This window comes from Desulfospira joergensenii DSM 10085, assembly GCF_000420085.1.
Lineage (GTDB): Bacteria > Desulfobacterota > Desulfobacteria > Desulfobacterales > Desulfobacteraceae > Desulfospira > Desulfospira joergensenii.
In genome coordinates this window covers 920010-943287 of the sequence record NZ_ATUG01000001.1, presented here as the reverse complement: position 1 = coordinate 943287, position 23278 = coordinate 920010, and the positions used below count along the sequence as shown (strand labels likewise).

The following is a 23278-nucleotide window of genomic DNA, read 5'->3' as shown; positions in this document are numbered from 1 at the left end:
GCCTTGCACCCGGGCAAATTCTCATCCAAACTGGGAGAACCAGATATATAGTTGAAGAAAAGTGTAAGGAGAACAGTATTTGAGGGAGAGAGGGATGATGAAAGAGGCCGGGACAAAAACTGTTCCCGCCGTTCCCGCGGATAGCTGTTTTGCTTTTTTAACAAAGGAATAAAATAAATGAGTAACGAAAATTTCGAACCCAATATCATCTGCTTTCTTTGCACCTGGTGAGCGTACGCCGCTGCTGACCTGGCTGGGGTTAGTCGTATGCAGTACCCGTCAAATATCCGCATCATCCGGGTGATGTGTTCGGGAAGCGTGTCTCCCCACCATGTGCTCCGGGCCTTCCAGCAGGGGGTCGACGGGGTGTTTGTGGGTGGCTGACATCTAAGCGAATGCAATTACCTGTACGGTAATTATTCTACGGAAAAGCGGGTCAAGGTTCTGTCCCAGATGCTGGACTTTACCGGAATTGAAAAAGAGCGCCTCAGGGCACGGTGGGTCTCTTCGGCCGAAGCACCGGAGTTCGTGGAAGAGGTAAACTCCTTTATCGATACTTTGAAAAAATTGGGTCCGTCGCCTTTGAAATCAGGAGCGGCAAAGACAGAGAGAACAGCATGATGGAAACCATAAAAGAGCGTGTGGCTCAGCTTTTGAGCGAAAAAAAGATTGCCGGTTTTGTGGGACTGATCGAGAAGAACGGCCATGTGGCTCCCCATCTGTTCCGGGATCCGGACGACCTTACCGGTTTCAGCCTGGGAGACCGGGAAAAGGCCGGGGATGCCCGCTACCCTCTGAACCGGGTTCTGGTGACCCTGGCCAGGGCCTATCCCGATGAAGTGTTCGGGGTCCTGGTCCGGGGGTGTGACGAGCGGGGGCTTTTCGGGCTTTTTCGTCTGAATCAGCTTGAGGAAGACAAGGTGACGGCCGTGGGCCTGGGATGCCCCCCGGATCTGGCCAAGGCCTGTGAATGCAGAAAACCCTTTCCCGAGGTCCTGGTGGCAGGCGGTGAAACCTCTGCCATTGAGCCTGCAAAACTGGATGAGATGGAAGGCATGGATCTGGATAAACGATTTGATTTCTGGACCGCCCAGTTTGGCAAATGTATAAAGTGCTACGGGTGCAGGGATGTCTGCCCCATGTGCTTCTGCAAAGAGTGCAGCCTGGAATGTGAGGACCTGGTATCCAAGGGGGACCTGCCCGTGGATATCCCGGTATTCCACCTGACCCGGGCCATGCACATGGCAGACCGGTGTGTGGATTGCGGCCTCTGCGATGAAGCCTGTCCTTCGGATATCCCGTTGCGGCTCCTGTACAAGAAAACCGCCAGGATCATGAATGCCGAGTTCGGGTTTACCTCGGGGCTGAAAAAAGGTGAAAAATCTCCCCTGTCCATCATGGGACCCGATAATTGATAATTGAGAATGGATAATTGAGAATTATGGAATATCAAACGACCCTGACCACCTGCACCTATTGCGGCTGCGGGTGTAATCTATTCCTGGAGAGCCTGGACGGAAAACTCACAGGCACCATCCCCTGCAAGACCAGTCCGGTGAACGAGGGCAGGCTCTGTATCAAGGGCTGGAACGTCCACCAATTTGTCCAGAGTGAAAAACGCCTTAAACGTCCCATGATCCGAAAAGACGGGGAACTTACGGAAGTGGACTGGGAAGAGGCCCTGAACTACACGGCCGACCGGTTCAAGGCCATCCATAAGGAAGGGGGCGGTGACGCCTTTGGATTTTTCGCCTCTGCCAAGGTGACCAACGAAGAGAACTTTCTCATGCAGAAGCTGGCCCGGGCAGGGCTTGGAACCAACAACGTCGATCACTGCGCCCGGCTGTGACATTCTTCCACTGTGGCAGGTCTTGCCGCAGCATTTGGAAGCGGTGCCATGACAAACGGCGTGGCCGAGCTTGAAAACACCGACGCCATCTTCATCATCGGATCCAACACGGCCACGGCCCATCCCCTGGTGGCCACCCGGATCTTCCGGGCCCTGGAAAACGGGGCGAAACTTGTGGTGGCCGATCCCCGGAAAAATCAGATAGCCGGATTTGCAGACCTCTATGTCCGCCACAAACCCGGGACCGACGTGGCCCTGCTCAACGGGATCATGAAGAAGATCCTGGACAAGGGACTGGAAGACAAGGCCTTTATTGAGTCCAATACCGAGGGATTCGGTGATTTTCAGAAATTGATTCAATCCGTTGACCTGGAAGCATGCTCCGCCATCACCGGGGTATCTGTTGCCGATATGGAAAGAGTCGCTGAAATTTACGGCCAGGCCGGAACCGCATCCATCATCTACTGCATGGGTATCACCCAGCACACCAACGGGGTGGACAATGTAAAATCTCTGGCCAACCTGGCCATGCTCACGGGCAACCTGGGCAAGCCCGGGTCCGGTGTGAACCCTTTGCGGGGTCAGAACAATGTCCAGGGCGCCTGCGACATGGGCGGCCTGCCCAATGTATTCACCGGATACCAGCCCGTGACCCTGGGGGAGGCATCCAAAAAGTTTGCCCGGGCCTGGGGCGTGGATGAACTGCCCACCAACATCGGACTGACCATCCCGGAGATGCTGACCGCCATAGAAGAGGAAAAGCTCAAGGCCCTGTGGATCATGGGGGAAAACCCCGTGGTTTCCGATCCCGATGCCGGCCATGTGGTCAAGGCCCTTGAAAAGGTGGATTTCCTGGTGGTCCAGGATATCTTCCTCACCCCCACGGCCAGGCTGGCCGATGTGGTCCTGCCCGGTGCATCCTTTGCGGAAAAGGACGGAACCTTCGTGAATACGGAGCGGCGGGTGACCCGGGTGAGAAAGGCTGTGGAGCCGGTGGGGGATTCCCGGCCCGACTGGGTGATCATCCAGGAGATCTCCAACCGCCTGGGCCTTGCCATGGAGTACGGATCCCCGGAAGAGATCTTCAATGAAATCGCTTCCCTGACTCCCTCCTATGCCGGCATCCGCTATGACCGCCTGGAGGGGGAGGGCATCCAATGGCCCTGTCCGGCTCCGGGCCATCCGGGCACCCCGTTCCTGCACAAGGACGGGAAGTTCACCCGGGGCAAGGGACTCTTCCATGCCGTTTCCCACAAGGGACCGGCCGAACAGGTGGATGAAGAATATCCCTTCTGGATGACCACGGGACGGGTCTATGCCCACTACCATACCGGTACCATGACCCGGAACTCGGCGGCCCTGGATTTCGAGATTTCCGAAGGATCCCTTGAAATTCATCCCGATGATGCGGCGGCCATGGATGTCTGTGACGGCCAACCGGTAAAGGTGGCCTCAAGAAGAGGGGAGATTACCACCCGGATCATGGTTACGGAGCGGGTGGAAAAAGGCGTGGTATTCATGCCCTTTCATTTTGAGGAGGCCAATGTGAACAAACTCACCAATCCGGCCTTTGATCCCATTGCCAAGATTCCCGAATTCAAGGTCTGTGCAGTGAGAATTGAAAAAGCCTGACCCGTTTAAAAAATGAACTTAGAGGCGGCCCGGAATTTTTCCGGGCCGTTTTTTTTGGAATCCTGGGCCATCCCCATGGAAAAAAGCCGGCTTCACCCCCCCCTTTGTTTGGAAAGCTCATCTCTTTATTGAAATCAGCTTCATCAAACTTTTTCTTCCCCGAAGAGTTGTATTTTAGCATAAAGTATGAAAATAGTTTCCCAGAACTGACTGAAATCCTTTCTTGGGAGCCCGGCCGAACCGGTCTGGGCTTTTGGGAAGGACGGGCTGTAAAGCTTGACGGTCAAGTGTTTTGGAGGATCAATTCTTTACATTGATCCAATTTGGTGCTAATTTATACTTTCTTAGCACGAGTATACATCATCAAAGGAGTATGATTTAATGGGTGCGGCACCAGACTACATTGATGACGGCAGCTCTTTTTTTCCCATCGATCCCCTGTCCATTAATCCGGAATCCCTGGCAGATTTCATGCTGTATGAGAGGTTTGACCTGGACAAGGGGAACTTTCGGTTCCGCTGCCTCCTGAAGGACACCGCAGACGTTCCCAAGGAAAGACTGATCCGGCTTCTTCAGTCCTGGGATGTGGTCTATGTCCACCGCAGACAACGGGCAAACTATATCAAATATGCCGAGGACAATCTGGAGTTCATCCTCAAACATGAAGATATTGATGAGAAGAAAAAGAGTCTCACCCTGATCAACCTGTCCGCCGAAGTGGTCAAGGAAACCCTTTCAGTCAATTTTGCCGTGGCAGGAGACATCGGCCGGGTGGTTGAGAATATAAAAATTCTGATTACAAGGGCGGTTGATTTTATCTCCGGCATTGAATCCTTAAAGGGAATTGCCGAGCTGGTGGGCCATGATTATGAGACCCATACCCATTCCATCAAGGTGGGGTGGCTCACCGCGACCTTTATCAATGCCAACCAGGATCTGTTTCATGTCGAAACAAAGAGTGAACTGCGGGATCTCATGATCCAGGGGGCTGTGGCCGGATTTCTCCATGATATCGGCAAGGTCAAGATTCCCAGGAACGTGATCAACAAAAAGGGAAGGCTGGACAATCTGGAGTATTCCCTGATCCAGGCCCATACCGCCTATTCCGCCAGCCTTCTCTTTGAAAGCGATCTGCCCCATTCCTGTATGCAGACCATTCTCTACCACCATGAAAATGAGGACGGATCCGGCTATCCCTGCGGCCTGTCCAGGGACGCGATTCCGCTCATTGCCAAAATCTGCCATATCGCCGATGTGTTTGACGCCCTGACCTCCAAGCGTTCTTATAAGGAGGCCAAGACCCCTTTTGAGGCATTGACAATCATGACCGGAGAGAACCCCAATTTGGAAATTCTTAAAAAATTCGAGGCCGAAGCCAGAGAGATCCGAAGGTCCCCGGTAACGGCAACGGTCCGGGACGATTATGATAAAAAACTCAAACGCCTCCGGGAAAGGGAGATCATGGAGGAAGAGGCCCGGAAGAGGGTGGAAGCCCGGGTTAAACTCAGGGACAGGGGCATGGCCCACTGTTTTGATAAAGACCTGCTCAGAAGGTTCATCCTCACCATCAATCAGTCTGAAAGCTTTGATCTGTCCGGACTGCTCTGAATCTATTCCGGTTTTAAAAGGTCACTCCCCTCGATTTTGTCATTGGTTCAAGCCGGCTAAAAACTTCATTACCCCGGATAAAGACCAGGCTTGACCCGGGCCTTTATATTTTCTATTGTGGAGAGAGGCTCTTTGCTCTGAAAACCAATACCCCTGACCCATAGGGAGGAGATAACGGATCATGACGGAAAAAGCGTTCCAGGACCATTACGAGAAGACATTTCAGCATTGCTACGGATGCGGCAGCTTAAATCCCCACGGCCATCAGATCAAATCCCATTGGGACGGCGAAGAGAGTGTGGCAAAATTTCTTCCCAAGGAATACCATATTGCGGTCCCCGGTTTCGTATACGGCGGCCTGCTGGCCTCCCTCATTGACTGCCACGGAACCGGCACGGCCGCGGCTGCCTCCTATCGGGCCGAAAACCGGGAAATGGGCACCCAGCCGCCCCTCCGTTTTGTCACGGCCTCATTAAAAGTGGATTATCTTGCCCCCACACCCCTGGGAACGGAACTGGAAATCCGGGGGAAAGTCCTGGAGATTAAAGGAAAAAAAGTGGTGGTCGAGGCAAGGGTTCTGGCAGACGGCAAAGTCTGCGCAAAGGGCAATGTGGTAGCTGTCCGCATGCCGGATTCCATGCTCTTGGAATAACAACATTCTTTTTTCAGGCGGTTTCTTTATCCAGATATAGGGTCTATAACATGGCTTTCTGACCGCCCCCGGATGGGATAATAAAATTTTCTTGACCCTCTCGGGAAAGATTGCCTGGAAACACATTTTCCACAAAAAATGGGTAATTTTTTACATTTATTGTGTAGTTTATGTGTGAATGGTTAAAATCCCTCTTTTCGTATAAAAAAAACAAAGCTGGAGAATCCCTGTCGACAAGGGGTTGTGTCGTTAAAGATATTTCACATTAGAGTTGGAACGTTTTTTGCTAAGTAAGTTTCTTATTTTGCCTGCAATACCTTGAAAATATAAATCAGGATAAAAATGAAAAAGCTTACCTATATTTTTACGATTGTTTTATTCGTTTTCGTTACCCCTATAAATCTTTTCGCCTCAACAATTTATCTCGGCACTTATTCGGGAAATGACCCCGCCAGTCCAAGCGCTGATCTTAGTGCGCTGGAAAATATCGTTTCCCAATTTCTGGGATATACCACCGATACCATTGACCTTGAATTCTATGCAAAAGTCGAATTTCAAGAGACAGAAACCACTGATGGATCCGGAGGGCTTATTCTCTCATATAATATGGATGACGGCGAAAGCAAGTCCGGTACATGGAGCACTGAGGACCTCATAAACCTGTTTAGTGTCAAAGCGGGTAATATGTATGCTCTCTATTGGATAGAGGATGGCGCAAGGTCAGGTGTTTGGGATACTGCTGACGTCGCTGACAAAGGAATTTCTCACTTATCCACCTGGAAAATCACAGAGAATAATCCGCCTGCTATTTATTCAAACCCGGAACCGACGACAATGCTTCTTTTGGGTTTCGGTCTCCTGGGCCTTGCCGGAATCAGTAGAAGAAAAAAATAGACCAGGAACAATCTTGAAAGAAGAGAGAGCCTTGGGCCTCGTTTCAATTTTACCTGGTCTGTGGCAATCCCGGCGCTTCTGTTTTGCCGTGACTTTTATCCCATCCAAGATATATGATACGGCCTATTTCCAGCCCAAACAAATCTTTTATATTTTTTGCAAAGCCCGACTTTTTGATGTACCCTTAATGCCTGGGACCTCTATAATCACAATTTGACCGATTAGATACGGGGACGATCAATTTTTGGATTGTTGCCCTCTGAAACCATAGAAAGGCGAGCCGGGGAATTTACCTTTACGGCTCCAGAGTGACGATTTTTCTTGCCCTCTATCAATGCTTTTTGCTTTGGGGAGGAATTGGGTCAACACTATTTGGGAATTCTATGAAGTTAAGATGAAAATTGCCCCTTTCCAGAGAAAAAAATCAAAGGGACATGCCTCTTATCCTTTTCCCGGCAATCTCCCGTTAAAAGGCAGAATCCTGTTATGGATAATGCCCATAATCCTCCTTGGTTTGCTTTCTTTGTGTTTTGTGGCCTATAAATCTATTGATATCGTTATTGAAAGGGAACTTTCAAACAGCATGTTGATGTCGGTGGGCAAGAGTGCTGAAAGTATTAATCGATGGCTCACCACGATCATGCTTGAGCCTGAGACCATAGCCTCGACTCCAGCGGCGAAATTGATCAATGAAAATTTTCGCGTTTTTGACCTTCAAAATATAAACCGGCATAAGCTTCTCCATGAAAAATATCCAGATATTTTTCAGGATATATATGCTGCCAACAGGAAAGGGGAGTATCACACGGTCCAGCAGAAGGGAACCGAGTTCTCCTTGTTCGTAGGAAACATAGCAAATCGTCCTTATTTTAAATCGATCATGGCCGGCGGCCCGACACAGATTACTCCCCCGCTGATATCAAGAACCACCGGCATCCCGACCATATTTATGGTGGCGCCAATTCTGGATGATGAAAACCGGCCCCAGGGCCTGGTCGGTGCTGGAATTTCTCTAAAGTATATTCAAGAAATAGCACAGGAGTTGAAAGCCGGGAAAACCGGTTATGGTTTTATTATTACCCGGGATGGGACATATATTTATCATCCGGATTCCTCTTATATCATGAAGAAAAAAATTACTGAATTAAAAGCTCCATCAGAGAGGGATTTAGGAAAAAATATGATTTCAGGGGGTTCCGGCATGTACCGGTACGCTCAAAATAAACGGAAAATGGTTGCATTTTATCAGCCCATACCCATCACAAACTGGTCTGTTGCAACGGTTCTTCCGGAGGCTGAATTGTTTGCGCCTGCGATCAAGATGATGAGGCTGTTGATTATAATAACAATCGCTTTTGTGTGTCTGATCGGATCGGCAATTTTCTATGCTATGTACCGGCTGACCGATCCTTTGCAAAGACTTGCCGCCAGAACCCAGCAAATTGCTGCAGGCAATTTCAAAGAAGCCCACCTGGAGGTTGTGTCCGATGATGAGATCGGGATTTTGTCAAAATCCTTCAATGATATGGTGGACAGTCTTAAAAATGAAAAGGAAGAGGTGAAAAACCTCATAGATCAGTTAAAAGAAAGTGAGGCTTTGTTTCGATCTCAATTCGAATTCGGCAATATCGGGATCGCAATTGCACAAAACAATGAATGGATACGCATCAATAAACGCATGTGCACTATGCTGGGATGCAGTCAAAAAGAGCTGATGGGAAAGACCTGGCCCAGGACAAGCGGCTCCGGAGACCGGGCAGATACCCTGGTCAGCTATAAAAGGATGCTGGACGGCGAGATCGAAAGTTATGAAACAGAAGAACGATACCACCATAAGAACGGTCATGCCGTTTTTACCCATGTCAATGTTTCCTGTTTCCGAAATCCCGACAGATCGGTCCGATTTGTCATTGCTTCCTTTTTAGATATCACCGAACGGAAGGCGGCTGAAAAGGATTTGATAAAAGCCAAAACATATATAAACAGCATCATCGATTCAATGCCCTCCATTCTTATCGGTGTGGACCATGATTTAAAGATAACCCAATGGAACAAGGCTGCGGCAGAAGCCACCGGGGTCCATGCGGTTGAAGCCAAGGGGAGGATGATAACCGATGTTTTTTTAAATCCAAATTTAAATACTAAAACCATTGTTCAAAGCATTGACAACCGGATAACCAGGCATCTTCCTAAAGTACCCCATAAATCGGGCAATGAAATGTTTTATTCCGATATAGCCATATATCCGCTGATTATGGATGACATTGAAGATGCCGTAATCCGGATCGATGACGTTACGGAAAAAGTTAAAATGGAAGAGGTCCTGGTCCAAAACGAAAAGATGCTCTCCGTGGGCGGACTGGCAGCAGGCATGGCCCACGAAATCAACAATCCCCTGGCAGGCATGATCCAAAGCGCCAGTGTTATGAAATCACGGCTTCAAGACCTTGACATACCGGCAAACCAACGGGCTGCTCAAGAGATCGGTATTTCAATGGAAGATGTCCGGGCCTTTATGGAGAAAAGAGATATCCCCCGTATGGTGGATGCCATCAGTGAGTCCGGCAGACGGGCTGCTGAAATAGTCGACAGTATGCTCAGTTTTGCAAGAAAAACCGAGGCCGATGTTTCCTCCTATCCTCCTGATCTGCTAATGGATCAAATCCTGGAACTGGCATCTACTGATTACGATCTAAAAAAACGATATGATTTTAAAACCATTGAAATCATAAAACAATACGATGAGAATCTGCCCCTGCTGATTTGTGAAGGGGCGAAAATTCAGCAGGTTATTCTGAACATTCTCCGGAATGGTGCCCAGGCCATGCAGATGGCGGGAACGCAATCTCCCCGGTTCATCCTTCGAATCTACGTGGAAAAAGATTCTGAAATGGTCTGTATGGAGATGGAAGATAATGGTCCCGGGATGGATGAAAAAACCAGGTCAATGGTTTTTGATCCTTTTTTCACAACAAAATCGGTGGGAGTGGGTACGGGTCTGGGACTCTCGGTTTCTTATTTTATCATTACCGAAAATCATGGCGGTACCCTGGACGTGGTTTCTGAACCGGGCAAAGGAGCGAATTTTATTATCCGTCTGCCTCTTCATTCAGAAAAAAACTGATTCGGGGTTGCTGTTTGTCAAGTTTAAAAGTTTAATTGTATCACTATAATTGGCGGAGCGTGGGAATGGCATGCCCCTGAACCCATGCCCCTGAACCCATGCCCCTGAACCCATGCCATTGACAATCCCCTTGCCCGGCCTTAATTTAATCTATCCTGTTTCACCATTTCTCAGCGGCTTTATCGGGTGGCAGGGCTGTTCTTAGCGAATGATAAAATTCCAATATAAAGATTAAAGGAGATTCACGATGACCTCTTCTCTGTTTTCCCCCTTTTCCATCAAGAAGATTCAATTTAAAAACCGCATGGGCGTGGCACCCATGACCCGGATGTCCGGGGCAGGGGACAGCATCCCGAGAAAGGATGTGCTTGAGTTCCTGGTGACCCGGGCCCGGAACGGGGCCGGGCTGGTCTATACCGAGGCCATTGTCACGGATTATGAAAGCGCCCAGGGGTATCCTGGCCAGGCAAGGATCCTCAACCAGGTCCAGGTGGATACCTGGAAAGGAATAACCGACCGGATCCGGAAGCACGGAGCCGTATCCATCTGCCAGGTGTTTCACTGCGGCCGCATGGCCTATGAGGGGATCAACCCGGCCAATCGGACCATCGCCCCCAGCCCGGTTGCCCCCAGCCAGGACAACCCCATGACCGGCAAACCATATCCGGTGCCCGAAGAGATGAGCCGCTTTGACATGGACCATGTGATCAACGGGTTCGTGGAAACAGCCAAAGGAGCCATGGCAGCAGGATTTGACGGCCTGGAAATCCATTGTGCCCACGGGTACCTGCTCAATCAGTTTTTGTCATCCTATTCCAACAAGAGAAGGGATGAATACGGAGGGGCAATGGAGAACCGGTTCCGCTTTATCCGGGAGGTGATAGATGCGGTCCGTCCCGTGGTTCCTGATGACCGCCTCCTGGTGGTGCGGATATCCAATTGGGGCATTGCCGACATGGAGGTTTCCCTGTTTGAAAACAGAGAAGAATGGCTCGAAATGGTCCGTCTTTTTTCCCAAACCCCCATTGACGCCATTTCCGTTTCCACCTACGACTACAGTGAAAAGGCCTTTGGAACGGATCAGACCATGGCCGCCATTACCCGGGAAGCCACAGACCTTCCCCTGATGATCTGCGGAAAAATTTATGACAGGAAAAGTGCGGACCAGGCCCTGGACCATGCGGATCTGGTATTGTCCGGAAAGTCCATGCTTTTGAATCCGGACTGGGTGACGGATCTTGAGGCCTCCAGGGAACTGAAGGTTTACAGCTCTGAAGAGGCAGGGATCGCCTATACCGAGACTCCGCTTCCCTGAATCAAAGGCAAGGAGAAAAAAGGAGTCTAATCACTTTGGCTGATCATGTTTTTCCAAATTATGAGGGGAAGATTTCCCGGGTCGGACTGGGCGGGGAGGGGGTGCTGAGGACAACCGGGAAGAACGGCCCGGCCCGTGAGGTCGTTGAAACGGCTGTGGACATGGGCATTGCCTATTTTGATTCGGCCCGGGTCTACATGGACAGTGAACTCTACTACGGCCAATACTGGAAAGAGCATCCCGGGAAAAGGGAAAAGGTCTTTCACACCTCCAAATCGGCCCAACGGACCCGGGAGGGTGCCTTTTCCGAGCTTTCCCAGACCCTGGACAGGCTCAACACCGATTATTTGGATCTGTGGCAGATCCATGATATCCGGGACCCCGGGGATATAGAGGCCGTATCCCAAAAAGGAGGCGCCCTGGAGGCCTTTACCGAGGCCCGGGAAATGGGCCTGGTCCGGCATATCGGGGTAACCGGTCACCATGACCCGGCTGTCCTGACCCGGGCCGTGGAAGCCTGGCCCGTGGACGCAGTTCTCATGCCTGTGAACCCGGTGGAGGAGATCCTGGGCGGATTTCTAACCCAGACCCTTGCAGCAGCCCGGAAAAAGGGCATCGCCGTTATCGGCATGAAGGTCCTGGGGGGAAAACATTATATTTCAGAGGATCTGGGAATTACACCGGAACTACTGGTCCGGTTTGCCCTGTCCCAGGATATTGATGTGGCCCTGGTGGGTTGCAGTTCGGGCGACGAGGTCAGGAGTCTGGTCCGGGCGGGCCAGGAATCCGGACCTGCCATGTCACCGGATGAGCGTCAAGAAATCATGAAGCCCTTTTTCCCCATGGCCCGGAAACTTGCCTTTTACCGGGGCAGCCTGTTCAATAAACCCTGATCCGGAGATTTCATGTAATATCCAACATCTCCGGGTCTGATGGACGATCCATTCCTTTATTCGAAAAACTTGCCTTTCCTCACCCGACAGGATAGGCCCGGCTGTTCTCGCTGTTCTCGCTGTTCTCGCTATCCATGAAACGGCCAGATCCAGGGAATCATCAGAGAGGATAAAAGAACCACGAGAAGGTTCAAAGGCAGCCCCAGTTTGATGAAATCAGAGAACCGGTATCCTCCCGGTCCGTAGACCAGAAGATTGGTCTGGTAGCCGATGGGGGTGGCAAAACAGGCACTGGCTCCGAAACAGATGCCAACGACAAAGGGCCGGGGATCGACTCCCAGGGAAACCGCTGTGGAAACGGCTATGGGCAGAAGAAGAACCGCCGTGGCATTGTTGCTTAAAATATGGGTGGAGATGCTGGACAAAAGGATGATTCCGGACAGGACCCAGCCCGGTCCCATACCCTTGAACAGGCCCAGGAAAAGATCGGCATAGGCCTGGGTAGCCCCGGTTTTCTGCATGGCCAGCCCAAGGGCAATGGTGCCGATGATCAGAAGGAGCACCTCGGATTCCAGGGAGCGGTAGGCATCCTTAAGGCTCAGGCAGTGGCTCAGGGTCATGAGCAGTACACCGGCCAGGGCACAGACCATGATATCGGCCACTCCCAGGGTGGCGCAGACCACAACCCCGGCAAATATGGCCGAGGCAAATCCTGCTTTTTCCTTATCTATGATGGCGTGGTGGATGTCCTCAACGATGATGAAGTCTGTATCGTTGCGTATTCTCGACAATCTGTTCCTGGGACATCGGACCAGGATGGTGTCCCCGATTTTCAGTTTGACCCTGTGGATTTTTCGGTAGGAATAATGGCTTCTCCGGCTGCGGATGGCAATGATCCGGATATCCGGATCATTTTTGAGCTGGGTGGACAGCAGGGGCTCCCGGAGCATTTCAGACAGGGGCGGGACAATGAGCTCGACAATAAGATCGTCCTTGATTCCTGATCCAAAGGAGATGTCCTCTTCTCCATGGGCCAGCTCCAGTACCTGCTTTTTCAGGCAGGAGACCAGATCTTCGGCCGATCCCTTGACCAGAAGAATATCATCGGGTTCTAAGGCAACCCGGGTTCTTGAGGGGTCCAGTATCCGGCTATCCCGGAAGATTTCAATCACATTCAGTCCCAGGTTGGACTCCCCGTATTCAACGATATTCTCCAGCCCGATCAGGGGGCTTTGAACCGGCACAGCCAGTTCGGCCAGGTATCTTTTCTCCTTTCCCTCATCCAGTTCACATACCGGACCCACCCGCCCGGGCATGAGCCTGGGGGCCGCAACCAGGAGGAAACCCAGTCCCAGGATTGCAATGGGCACTCCGAGCCGGGCCAGTTCAAACATGGCCAGGGGTTTAAATCCATAGGCGGTTGTCAGATCGGATACGATGATGTTGGTGGAGGTCCCGATCAGGGTGCATGTCCCGGCCAGGATGGATACATAGGAGAGGGGAATGAGCAGTTTTGACGGAGAAAAATTGCATTCACAGCTCATTCCCATGACAATGGGGATGAACAGAACCACCACCGGGGTGTTGTTGATAAAGGCCGAAGCCAGGGCTGCGGCGGCCAGAATCAGGATATGGGCGTAGGCCTGACTTCCCTTTGAAAATTTAAGCACCATCCGGGTGATGAACCCCACTGCCCCGGTCCGGATCAGGCCCCGGCTCAAAAGAAACATGGCCCCCACGGTGATTACCGCAGGATTGCCGAAACCGGCCACGGCCTGGGCCGGTGTGAGAATCCCGGTCAGGGTAAGGGTCACCATGATGCCCAGGGAAGTCTTGTCCACGGAGATTGTTTCCGTGACCAAAAGGAGCAGGGCGGAAAAGAGAATCAAGGAAACCAGGATGATCTGCATATCAAATGGTGGTGCCATATGAACTTCTCCATGGGAAAGGAAACGATTCTCATCAATATAATCATTATTTCCCACTTACAAAGCATGAAATCCAAAAAGACGGTTCCCTTTTCAGATCCCGGTTCTTGATTCCATTCGATTTTCAGAGGGAAAAAGAGCCTACGGAAGGGAAAAACTTCCGGAGGTGGAATCCTAACTGAGCTTAAAGTGTGACATCATCTCCTTGAGCTGATCGGCAAGCCGGGATAATTCCACGGCCGTTTCCTTGACCGCCTTGCTTTCCCCGGAGATCTCCGAGGAGGACTGGCTGACCGAGGCGATGTTCTGGGCGACTTCTTCGGCCACCAGGGAACTTTGGGAGACATTTTCAGTGACCTCGGAAATCCCCAGGGAGGCCTGGGAAACGTTTTCGGCAATCTCACGGGTCACTGCGGATTGCTCATCCACGGCAAGGGCAATGGTGGAGACAATTTGATTGACATCGTTGATGACCCGGATGATTTCGGCAATCTCCCTTGTCGTGTCCTTGGTGGTCATCTGCATTTTATCGATTTTTCCCTTTATCTCCTGAGTGGCCTCCGCGGTCTGGTTGGCCAGTTCCTTGATCTCATTTGCAACAACGGCAAAGCCCTTCCCGGCGTCCCCGGCCCGGGCCGCCTCAATGGTGGCGTTCAGGGCCAGCAGGTTGGTCTGCTCGGATATGTCCGTGATGGTTCCCGTGACCTTGCCGATCTCTGATGCGGCATCTCCCAGTTCCTTGACCTGTTTTGAGGCATTGTCGGCCTGGTTCACCGCATCGGTGGTGATGGCCTTTGATTTTTCCGAGTTCTTGGCAATATCGGTAATGGTGGCACTCATCTGCTCGGCTGCCGCGGAAACGGAATTGACATTGGTTGAGGTCTCTTCAACGGCCGCAGCCACATTGTTCATATTGCTGGACATCTCTTCGGCGGCCGCAGCCACGGAAATGGCTGTCTCAGATGTGTTTTCCAGGGATTTGTACATGGATTCCGAGGCACCGGAAAGATCGTTGGAGGACAGGGACAGGGTGGATACGCTCTGGTTGATCTTTCCGATCATCTGTCTCAGATTTCCGCTCATCTCGTTCATGGCCTGGGCCAGCTTCCCGATTTCATCCCCTTGATCAATCTCAAGATCCTGGCTTAGATTTCCCTTGGACATGTTCTGGGCAAAATCAAGGCCCTTTTGAATGGGACGGGTGATGGACCGGGTGAGGGTAAAAAATATGATCCCGGCCAGACCGATTCCAAACAGGACGATGAGGCCGGCTCGGGTCACCCTGGCGGCCAGGGCGGCGTCTGACGCGTCAAGGGACTGGATCACCTCAAAGGCCCCGTGAATTTCCCCGGCCTTCCAGTTTTCAAAGGTCCCGCCCGTGGGATCTTTCCCGTCATCTCTTCCCCACAGGGTTTTGGACTGGGCCGGATCCCCGTGGCAGACCAGGCATACCTTTGACAGACGGACCGGCAAAAAATAGCGGACCGAATTGGTTGCCGGATCGATTACATAGTACTCGTCCAGGTTCTCCTGTTTGATCTTCTTTAAAGCAGGCCCCTCTATTTTTTCAGAAAGGCCGTAATCGGGCTGGTTTTTCGGATTTCTGGGATTGAATTTGGGCACCCTGAATGTGTAACCGGCTTTTTGGGCTTTTCTCATGGAGGCTTGCCATGCAGAGACTACAGGGATGACGGCCAACAGTTTTTCCCGTTCACCGGCCAGGGCCAGGGTCTTTATCTGGTCGGTTGAGAAGAGTCCAAGCCGCCATTTCTCTTCCATTTCATCCTTGACGGATTCCGATATCAGACAGATGGCCCTGGCCTTTTCCACTACGGCCTGGATGGATTGTTCATTATCACTTTGACGGTAGAGGATCAGCAAAACACCCACCAGCACAACGGTCGTTCCGATACCGACGATAAGAAATTTGACCAAAAGTGGTAAATCAAAGAAGCGTTTCATCTTTTCCCCCGTTTCAGTCGTCGTCAAAGACGCTGGAAAGATAATTTGTAAGCTGGACCGTTGAACATCCTGCCGGCCTGATCGCCGGCGATGCCAAGACGTGATTAAATGCAATGAGGCATTCTACCAGCCCGGCGATATTTTTGTCAATATTCCCGGTTTTTATCGATGGCCATCCTCAGGTTTTGTATTTAATTGTCTCCGGCTTTATGGTATAGAATTTTTCCATCATAAGGAGATTTTAGGCTATAAGGCGATTTTCAGGTGCAGGAGAGGGATGCGGTAGTGAAGTTTAATATAGCCATCAACGGGTATGGAAGAATCGGGCGCTGTGTGGCAAGGGCCCTGTATGAATCCCGGTACTTTTATGACCGGTTCAATCTTGTGGCCATTAATGAGATCGCCTGTACCCGGACCATTTATCACCTGACCCGGTTTGACTCCACCCATGGCCGGTTCCCGGTTGAAATCAAACAGACAAACGGAGGAATCGTTTTTGGCAAGGATGTAATTGCCCTGTTCAAGGAAAAAAAACTTGAGCGGCTGCCCTGGGGGGATCTTAGGGTGGATGCCGTACTGGACTGCACCGGGATCTACAATGACAGAGAGGATGCCCTAAAACACATCAGGGCGGGGGCGGGCAAGGTGATCTTTTCCCATCCGGCCAAGGATGAAATGGATGCCACCGTGGTCTACGGGGTAAACCATCATACCCTGAAGAAATCCGACACCATTATATCCAATGCCTCCTGCACCACCAATTGTCTGATTCCCATTCTGGATATTATTGAGAATCATCTGGGTATTGAGCTCGGCTCCATTACCACCATTCATTCGGCCATGAACGACCAGCCCGTGATTGACGCATACAATCAGGATCTGAGAAAGACAAGGTCGGCCCTGCAGTCGATCATTCCGGTTTCCACCTCCCTGGAAAAGGGGATTTCAAGGATTTTTCCGGCCATGGAAGGAAAATTTGAAACCCTGGCCATCCGGGTGCCCACCACCAATGTTTCCCTCATGGACATCGGACTTGTGGTGAAAACAGAGACCACGGCCCGGGAGGTGAACGCTCTTCTGGAACAGGGGGCTGAAAACGGCCTCAGGGGAATCCTGGGGGTGAGCGATGAGCAGCTGGTCTCCTGCGATTTTAACCATGACCCAAGATCTGCTGTCATTGACCTTCCCCAGACCCGGGTTTCAGGCCGGCGCCTGGTCAAGATCCAGGCCTGGTTTGATAATGAATGGGGATACTCCAACCGGATGCTGGACACCACCCTGGCGGCCTTGTCTCTGAGCTGAAAGCCAAAAAGCCAAAGTCAAAAACCTCGATAATATAGGCTTTGGGGTTTGGCCTTTTGACTTATTTTTTTGACATCTCCATAAGCTTTTGGGCGATCTCTTTCAATTCCTTCGGGATGGTGGAGATATCATCAAAGGGCCTTTCACCCTCCCGGTCAGACTGAACAATTTCTTCCATTTCCGGAAGAAATCCAAGGATCTCGTAATCGGGCATGCTCTCCCGGATCAACTGCCGGTCCTCTTCAGACCTGACCCGGTTTCCCAGGATTACGATGTTCTTGATGCCGATGTCCCGGCCCAGTTTCCGGATTTTGTCTGCTGCCACCCGGCTCCTTTTGCCGGGGTTCACCACCACGACCAGAGCATCCACGGAACCCGATGTGGCCCTTCCCAAATGCTCGACCCCGGCTTCCATGTCCATGACCACCACCTCGTTGCGGGCCAGGACCAGATGGTTCATGAGGGCCTTCAGGATGGTGGATTCCGGGCAGATGCAGCCCGATCCCCCCTGCTGGACCGTTCCCATGACCAGGAGTTTGACTCCGTCCTTTTCAATGGAAAACCGGTCTGGGATATCATCCACCTTGGGGTTGAGGGTAAAAAAGCCGCCCATGGTGCCGGGCTGGGCCCCGGTTCGTTCGGCGATCAGGTCTGAAAGCTCGGCCACCGGGGTGATGGGCCGGGTCTCGTCAATGCCCAGGCCGGCGGCCAGATTGGATACAGGATCGGCATCAATGGCGATTACACTGGTTTCTTTATCCAGGGCGGCAAGGGTCCTGGCGATAAGAGAGGTGATGGTGGTCTTGCCCACCCCGCCTTTGCCCCCGAATGCTAATTTTAGGCTCAAAATATTTCTCCGGTATATGAGAATCAGAAGCCCCAAAGGCCTCTTGATCGGTACTTTTTCTTAAGATGGGGATAAAAAGAGAGCTATTCTTCCATAATTATCCGTTGGTTTATACTATTTTTTCCAATACCTTTCCCCGGTCATCCAGAAGAAGCACTTCATGGCCGGTTTTTCGGGCATGGGTTATGAGGTCTTCGGCTATGATGGCCTGGGCTTCATATTTTTCCTTGATGACGTCCTTGGGCATGGCCATAAAGCACTGCTGGGCGATTTCCTTGGACTTGAATGCAGGGATAAAAACGGCCTTGGTCTTTTCATCCGTGTATCCCAGGATTTCTGAACGAGGGGTTTCCGGGTTCTGGACAATCACGTAGTACCAGATGTCTTTTATTTTATCGTTCAACGAAGCGTCTCCATACAATTTCTCCCCAATGGGGATGAAATTCGAGTAATTTATCCTTCAAAGATAAAACAGATTCACATAAAATAAAGGTCTGAACAAAAAAAGCCCCTTTCCCCGTTCCCGGGTCAGGGGCTTTTCATGGTTAAAGGGGGGACGATTAAATCTCAAGCCATGAGTCTGAGTAAAGCGTCTCGCCCATGATGACTTTATAGGTCTTGGCATAATCCTGCAGTTCTTTGCTCAGGCTGCCCATATCGGGTTCGGTCCCGTCCATCATGCCCCAGATCAGGTCCACGATGTCCTGGCGCTGACCCTTGGCAATGGATGTCTGCTGTTTGTCCAGGGGATCGGCAATCACGGATTTCATTCCGTATTTCCAGAGCATGACCATATAGGTCTGGTTCAGGATGCCGCGAAGATGTTCCGGAGGTCCGTTTGAGATATTGGAGAGACCGCAGGTGGACTTGGCGCCCGGAGCGATCTCTTCGATCATCATCTGGAAGTTGAGCAGGCTCATGAGCTGCTGCTGCTGGATGTTGACCGGGGTGACGATCCCGTCCACCCAGATTCTCTCATTGGGAATGCCGGCTTCATTGGCAAAGTAAAGAAGCTCAACGGCCAGGGCAGCCCTTTCGTTCTCATCCCTGGGAAGGCCGTCGGGCCCCCACATCAGGGCGACAAAGTCTGCGTCGTATTCCGCTGCCAGGGGAACCATTTTTTCATATCTCTCCGGCCTGGCCATGATAGAGTTGATGATATGGGGCTGGTCTGCAGGCTTGCAGACTTTGAGTCCGGCTTCAATGGCGTCAATGTTGGACGTATCCAGAAGCAGGGGCATTCCGGGAACCGCTTCCTGGACCACATTGATGACCCAGGGCATGAGTTCGGTACCGAATTTTTTGGCCGGTCCCAGGTTGATATCAATATAATCCATGCCCAGTTCTTTCTGGCGGACCACTTCTTCCTGGATGGGCTCCGGGTTCCGTTTGGCAGGATCGGCTTCCTTGAACTCTTTTCCGATGATCCTGGAAATTACGTTCAGGCTTTCACCAAATAGAATCATGTTCTCCATGTCTTATCCTTTTGCTGTTTAAAGGGTTTTACTCGGGCCGCCGGAACAGGATTCCATGCCGGTTCCGGCGGCAGATGCTTTCACTATTTTGATTTCAGGAAGGCCGGCAGATGGGCCGCTTCCCTGGGTCCCACCGTGATGGTCCATCCGGGAAGTTCTTCCTCAATATCACCGGCAATGGCAGCTGCATAACCCGGGATGATCAATTCGGTATGCTTAACCTTATCCATGATGCCGCTCTTTTTAACGAACATGCCCACATCATCACCGCCGAATTTACCGGCAGCCCAAGCCGTAAGAACAGACAGTCCTTCCGAATCCTTGATCAGCAGCCAGGCCGGAACCTTGCTGGCCTCAATCTCACCAGAAACAATAAAATAAGTCAAGGCAAAGTTGGTGGTCACCAGGACCGGTGAATTTTCATCCGGGTTCCCGATCTCAAATATGCCTTCGGTGACGGTCATGGGCCTCTGGGGATCGGTAAATATATTGAGTCTTTCCAGCAGAAGCGGGAAGAGAGATTCCGCGCTGAAGTCGGACATGACAACGATTCCGCCGTATTTGGCAACGAACATGCCTGCGATCAGGGTTTCCATGTCCATGTTGGATGCCATTTCACAGGGGAAGGTGATGGTGGGGAAGCCCAGGGCCTTGTTGGAGGCCTTGAGGGCGGCCCGCCGGATGGCGACCTGATCTTCCAGGGCCTGTTTGATTTCCCGTGATCCCGGATCAATCACCAGGTCCTTTAAACCCATGCCGGTCAGTTTCTCCGTCAGGGGCTGGAGCGCATCCACGGAATCGGCCTTGACGGCCAGGGGCAGATCATTCTCTTTGGCAAGGGCCCCCATGTCGTCTGCGTTGGCCTCGGTGGCGGCATAGAGCAGGGGGCGTTTGAACCCTGCCTTTTCCACCCCGGCTTTCATGACCTCAAGGTCTTCGGTCATGAGCACCAGGTTGAATTCAGACTCTTTGGCGATTTTTTCAGCAACCCCTGCAAAGGCGTCGGCCCCGGCCCCGGCATCCTTGACAACCAGGAGTTCGGGTCTCAGGTTGAGTCCAACCCGTTCATACTGGAATGCGTTGTAAACCTTAAGGGTTTTATCCAGTTCGGCCGGGTCCATATCGGAAGAAACCGTTGCTGCAAGAACCGTGGGGTTGAAAAATGTTTTTTCATGCCTGTAAAGAACGGTCTCCCCGCCGGCGGTGGTCTTCCGGACCCCGGCACCTAAAGCCACCGGGCGGATGGGAGGTGCGGATGCCTCGGCCAGTTTTTCCCTGGCTTCGTCGGAAACATAGGGACAGGAGTCCAGTTCAGCCTTGCCGGATGCAAGGTTCATTGCAAAGGCCAGACAGGTGGGGACTCCACACTCCTTGCAATTTGTTTTGGGAAGGAGTTTGAATATCTGTATACCGGTTAATGCCATTTTTTTCTCCTTACGTCTTAATATCGGTATGGAAAAGGTGCGGCAGATTTAAATCTGGTGGAATACTGCCGCACCTTTCAGTTTAAGTGATCAGCCCACAAGAGGATCCATGGTCAGGGCAGGATGGCCTTTTTCCTGGAGAAAGGGAAGAATCTCTTCTTCTGTAATCCCCACGGTTTCATCGGCGATCATGTCATAAAGATTGGGAACCCCCATGTCAGCGCCGCGTTTATCGATGCGGTCTTTGAGCTCTTCCTTGAGCATCTTGGGCATCCAGACCATTCTGAGCAGTCCGCCGTCGCCCAGGATGAATTTTCCCTGGGTGATATTGTGTTTGGAGTGACCCACAAAACCCGGAGAAGATGCACCGCCGCCCATGACACCGGCAAGGGTGGTGAACTTCATGCCGCAGGGCGTCTCACCTGTGTAATCCCGGCCCACGGTCATCACGCCGTTGCAGGCGGGAAGCATGGCGGCAATACATTCGCAGCAGCCGCAGGTGGTCATGGGATCATGGACCATGGAGTAGAAGTTGTAATGGGTAACAGCCCCTCTGGAGGCCTTGTATACAAATTCATTTACCCCTTTCCACTGGCCCAGTTTGGGATCAATGCATTCTCCCTTTTCAATGGGCTGGTTGGGGCCGGTGGGGTTGATTTCAAAGGCCGCCTTGCAGTCCATCCAGTTGTATGCACCGCAGAGTCCCGTTCTTTCAGGGGATACAGAGCATACATGGGAGGGAGCAAAAGACTGGCACAGGGTACAGGAGTAGTAGATTTCCACGTCCTCATCCGTCATGGTGTCCACACGGGCATCCCGGGCCAGGTAATTTTCCCTGGCCACGGCCGTCATCTTGTCCACGTCCTCGGGCTTGGTGAAGAGCGTTACCTGGACCTTGTCCACGATTTTCTGGAAATCCTGGTGGAATTTGGCATGGAGGACCACACCGATATCTTTGAGGGTAAAGCCTTTTTCAATGGCAGCCTTGGAGATACGGACCCAGGAGATGTCCCGCTGTCCGATGTGCATGATGCCCTGGATATAGTTGATCAGATGATGGATCTGACGTTCCATGATGGGCTCAAAGTCTTCCTGGAACTCACGGCCGGCGATTTCCACCTTGATGCCCAAGGGGAAGGTTCCGCCTTCTTTGATACCGTCAATATCCGGACCGTCGACAATGACCTTTCCGTCTTCGATGGAACCCATGTCGGCCATTTTCACCAGCTCTGTACACTGGGTCTTGCCGCCGCCGCACTGGGCGTACAGGTCTGCACCACGGACACGCTCACCTTCATATGCCGGGCCAAAAGCGCAGGGAATGTCGATTTCAGCCACCTGAACTTTCAGGCCGCGGACTTCAACGGATCTTTGAACCATTTCATCGTGGGATACCGGAGCCACAACATGCTCGTAGGTACAGATACCCGTGGGCAGGATCTCCGGAATCTCGGTGTCGGCCAGGGTCGGGAAACCCCAGTTAACGCAGCCGGCTGCTGCCACACCCCATTCGGTACCCACATCGCCCAGGGCGTTGACAAAGGCAAATACCCTTTCCTTGTTGTACATGAGGATTTTTTTATAGTCGCCCGGTTTCACACCGCCAAATGCCATGGCTGCCCGGTTGGCAAACCCAAGGGCAAATACAGCGGAGGAGATGTCCGGCCCAAAGGGAACGATACGGGTGTTCCAGCCGATCTGCATGTCGGCTTCCAGGCACTGTTCGATGAGTGTTTTGCCGTTGTGGTTGGCCGCGCAGAAGATATAGAGAGATCTCTTCTGGTAGTCTTCCACGATCATCTTGGCAATCTCCTTGTTCGGGGCTGCCCCTACCATGGCGGCGAATCCCGGAGCGGAACCGTCAACAAATTCCACACCCCTTTTCCTCAGGATGGTATCGTCTGCCGCACCCACCCAGATTTTTCCGTTTTCAATGTCCGGATCTTCCTGGGCAATGTAAAAGTCAGGCTCATACAGATAGCGTAAGGCCTCTTTTACCTCGTAAGAGATAATGCCGGCCATGCCCGCATCCAGAAGTGGCCCCAGGTAGGGAAGCCAGTTCTTGAGCTTGATGTGGGGAGGCAGAAGACCCCTGGCAAATTCCATGGGTTTTTTCAGGTCTTCCAGGGTTTCACATTTCAGTCCGGTCAGGGAGTAAATAACCGGCAGATAGTACGCGGTATTGGGAAATCCGATTTTCGTGCTGGCATCATAGGTCTGGAGTGCTTTATCAAGTTCACCTTCAACCTGTGCGACTACTTTGTACCCGCCCTGAATGGCAGCAAATGCGATCAATTTTGACATATTATCTTCCTCCTTCGTTGAGGATTTATCTATATTAAAACAATGACACCTTTAATCGTGAATGTTTTT

General features: G+C 51.6%; 17 protein-coding genes. 10 read left to right on the top strand and 7 right to left on the bottom strand.

The window, feature by feature from the left end:
- The first annotated feature begins 177 nt into the window (after window positions 1-177).
- From F608_RS34115 to F608_RS30730, 9 genes are all read left to right on the top strand, one after another.
- Window positions 178-621, top strand: coding sequence for a hydrogenase iron-sulfur subunit (locus tag F608_RS34115; protein ID WP_153307443.1), 444 nt, complete (start codon window positions 178-180; stop codon window positions 619-621).
- Window positions 618-1415, top strand: coding sequence for a ferredoxin family protein (locus F608_RS0104695; protein ID WP_022664466.1), 798 nt, complete (start codon window positions 618-620; stop codon window positions 1413-1415). The genes F608_RS34115 and F608_RS0104695 overlap by 4 nt, the downstream gene beginning before the upstream one ends.
- Before the next feature lie 26 nt (window positions 1416-1441).
- Window positions 1442-3481, top strand: a complete 2040-nt coding sequence (gene fdhF, locus F608_RS0104685; protein WP_084680983.1) for a formate dehydrogenase subunit alpha — start codon at window positions 1442-1444, stop codon at window positions 3479-3481.
- Between the two features lie 381 nt (window positions 3482-3862).
- Window positions 3863-5089 (top strand): HD-GYP domain-containing protein, encoded by a 1227-nt coding sequence (locus F608_RS0104675; RefSeq protein ID WP_022664464.1) that lies wholly within the window; start codon window positions 3863-3865, stop codon window positions 5087-5089.
- A 181-nt stretch (window positions 5090-5270) separates the two neighbouring features.
- Window positions 5271-5741, top strand: coding sequence for a PaaI family thioesterase (locus tag F608_RS0104670; RefSeq protein ID WP_022664463.1), 471 nt, complete (start codon window positions 5271-5273; stop codon window positions 5739-5741).
- Between the two features lie 342 nt (window positions 5742-6083).
- Window positions 6084-6635, top strand: coding sequence for a PEP-CTERM sorting domain-containing protein (locus tag F608_RS0104660; RefSeq protein WP_022664461.1), 552 nt, complete (start codon window positions 6084-6086; stop codon window positions 6633-6635).
- A 334-nt stretch (window positions 6636-6969) separates the two neighbouring features.
- Complete coding sequence (locus F608_RS34400; RefSeq protein ID WP_084680982.1) at window positions 6970-9759, top strand: PAS domain S-box protein; 2790 nt, start codon at window positions 6970-6972, stop codon at window positions 9757-9759.
- Window positions 9760-10006: 247 nt separating this feature from the next.
- Window positions 10007-11074, top strand: a complete 1068-nt coding sequence (locus F608_RS0104650) for an oxidoreductase (RefSeq protein ID WP_022664459.1) — start codon at window positions 10007-10009, stop codon at window positions 11072-11074.
- 35 nt (window positions 11075-11109) lie between these two features.
- Window positions 11110-11967, top strand: coding sequence for an aldo/keto reductase (locus tag F608_RS30730; RefSeq protein WP_022664458.1), 858 nt, complete (start codon window positions 11110-11112; stop codon window positions 11965-11967).
- Window positions 11968-12095: 128 nt separating this feature from the next.
- On the opposite strand, the gene F608_RS0104640 is transcribed toward F608_RS30730, so the two are convergent.
- On the bottom strand, window positions 12096-13895 hold the full coding sequence (locus tag F608_RS0104640; protein WP_027362477.1) for an SLC13 family permease: 1800 nt from the start codon (window positions 13893-13895) through the stop codon (window positions 12096-12098).
- A 174-nt stretch (window positions 13896-14069) separates the two neighbouring features.
- A complete protein-coding gene (locus F608_RS0104630; protein ID WP_022664455.1) occupies window positions 14070-15857 on the bottom strand; it encodes a methyl-accepting chemotaxis protein in 1788 nt (595 codons plus the stop codon).
- 285 nt (window positions 15858-16142) lie between these two features.
- Between F608_RS0104630 and F608_RS0104625 the strand changes: the two genes are divergently transcribed.
- Window positions 16143-17159 carry a type I glyceraldehyde-3-phosphate dehydrogenase gene (locus F608_RS0104625; protein WP_027362476.1) on the top strand — a complete coding sequence of 339 codons (1017 nt, stop codon included), beginning with the start codon at window positions 16143-16145 and terminating at the stop codon, window positions 17157-17159.
- A gap of 61 nt (window positions 17160-17220) precedes the next feature.
- On the opposite strand, the gene F608_RS0104620 is transcribed toward F608_RS0104625, so the two are convergent.
- The 5 genes from F608_RS0104620 to acsB form a co-directional block, all read right to left on the bottom strand.
- On the bottom strand, window positions 17221-18006 hold the full coding sequence (locus F608_RS0104620) for an ATP-binding protein (RefSeq protein ID WP_033398253.1): 786 nt from the start codon (window positions 18004-18006) through the stop codon (window positions 17221-17223).
- A gap of 109 nt (window positions 18007-18115) precedes the next feature.
- A complete protein-coding gene (locus F608_RS0104615) occupies window positions 18116-18409 on the bottom strand; it encodes a hypothetical protein (protein WP_022664452.1) in 294 nt (97 codons plus the stop codon).
- A 157-nt stretch (window positions 18410-18566) separates the two neighbouring features.
- Entirely contained in the window at window positions 18567-19472 is a 906-nt protein-coding gene (locus tag F608_RS0104610) for a dihydropteroate synthase (protein ID WP_027362474.1), read from the bottom strand.
- A 92-nt stretch (window positions 19473-19564) separates the two neighbouring features.
- Window positions 19565-20905 carry an acetyl-CoA decarbonylase/synthase complex subunit gamma gene (gene acsC, locus F608_RS0104605; RefSeq protein WP_022664448.1) on the bottom strand — a complete coding sequence of 447 codons (1341 nt, stop codon included), beginning with the start codon at window positions 20903-20905 and terminating at the stop codon, window positions 19565-19567.
- Window positions 20906-20995: 90 nt separating this feature from the next.
- Window positions 20996-23209 carry an acetyl-CoA decarbonylase/synthase complex subunit alpha/beta gene (acsB, locus tag F608_RS0104600; protein ID WP_022664447.1) on the bottom strand — a complete coding sequence of 738 codons (2214 nt, stop codon included), beginning with the start codon at window positions 23207-23209 and terminating at the stop codon, window positions 20996-20998.
- Window positions 23210-23278 lie beyond the last annotated feature (69 nt).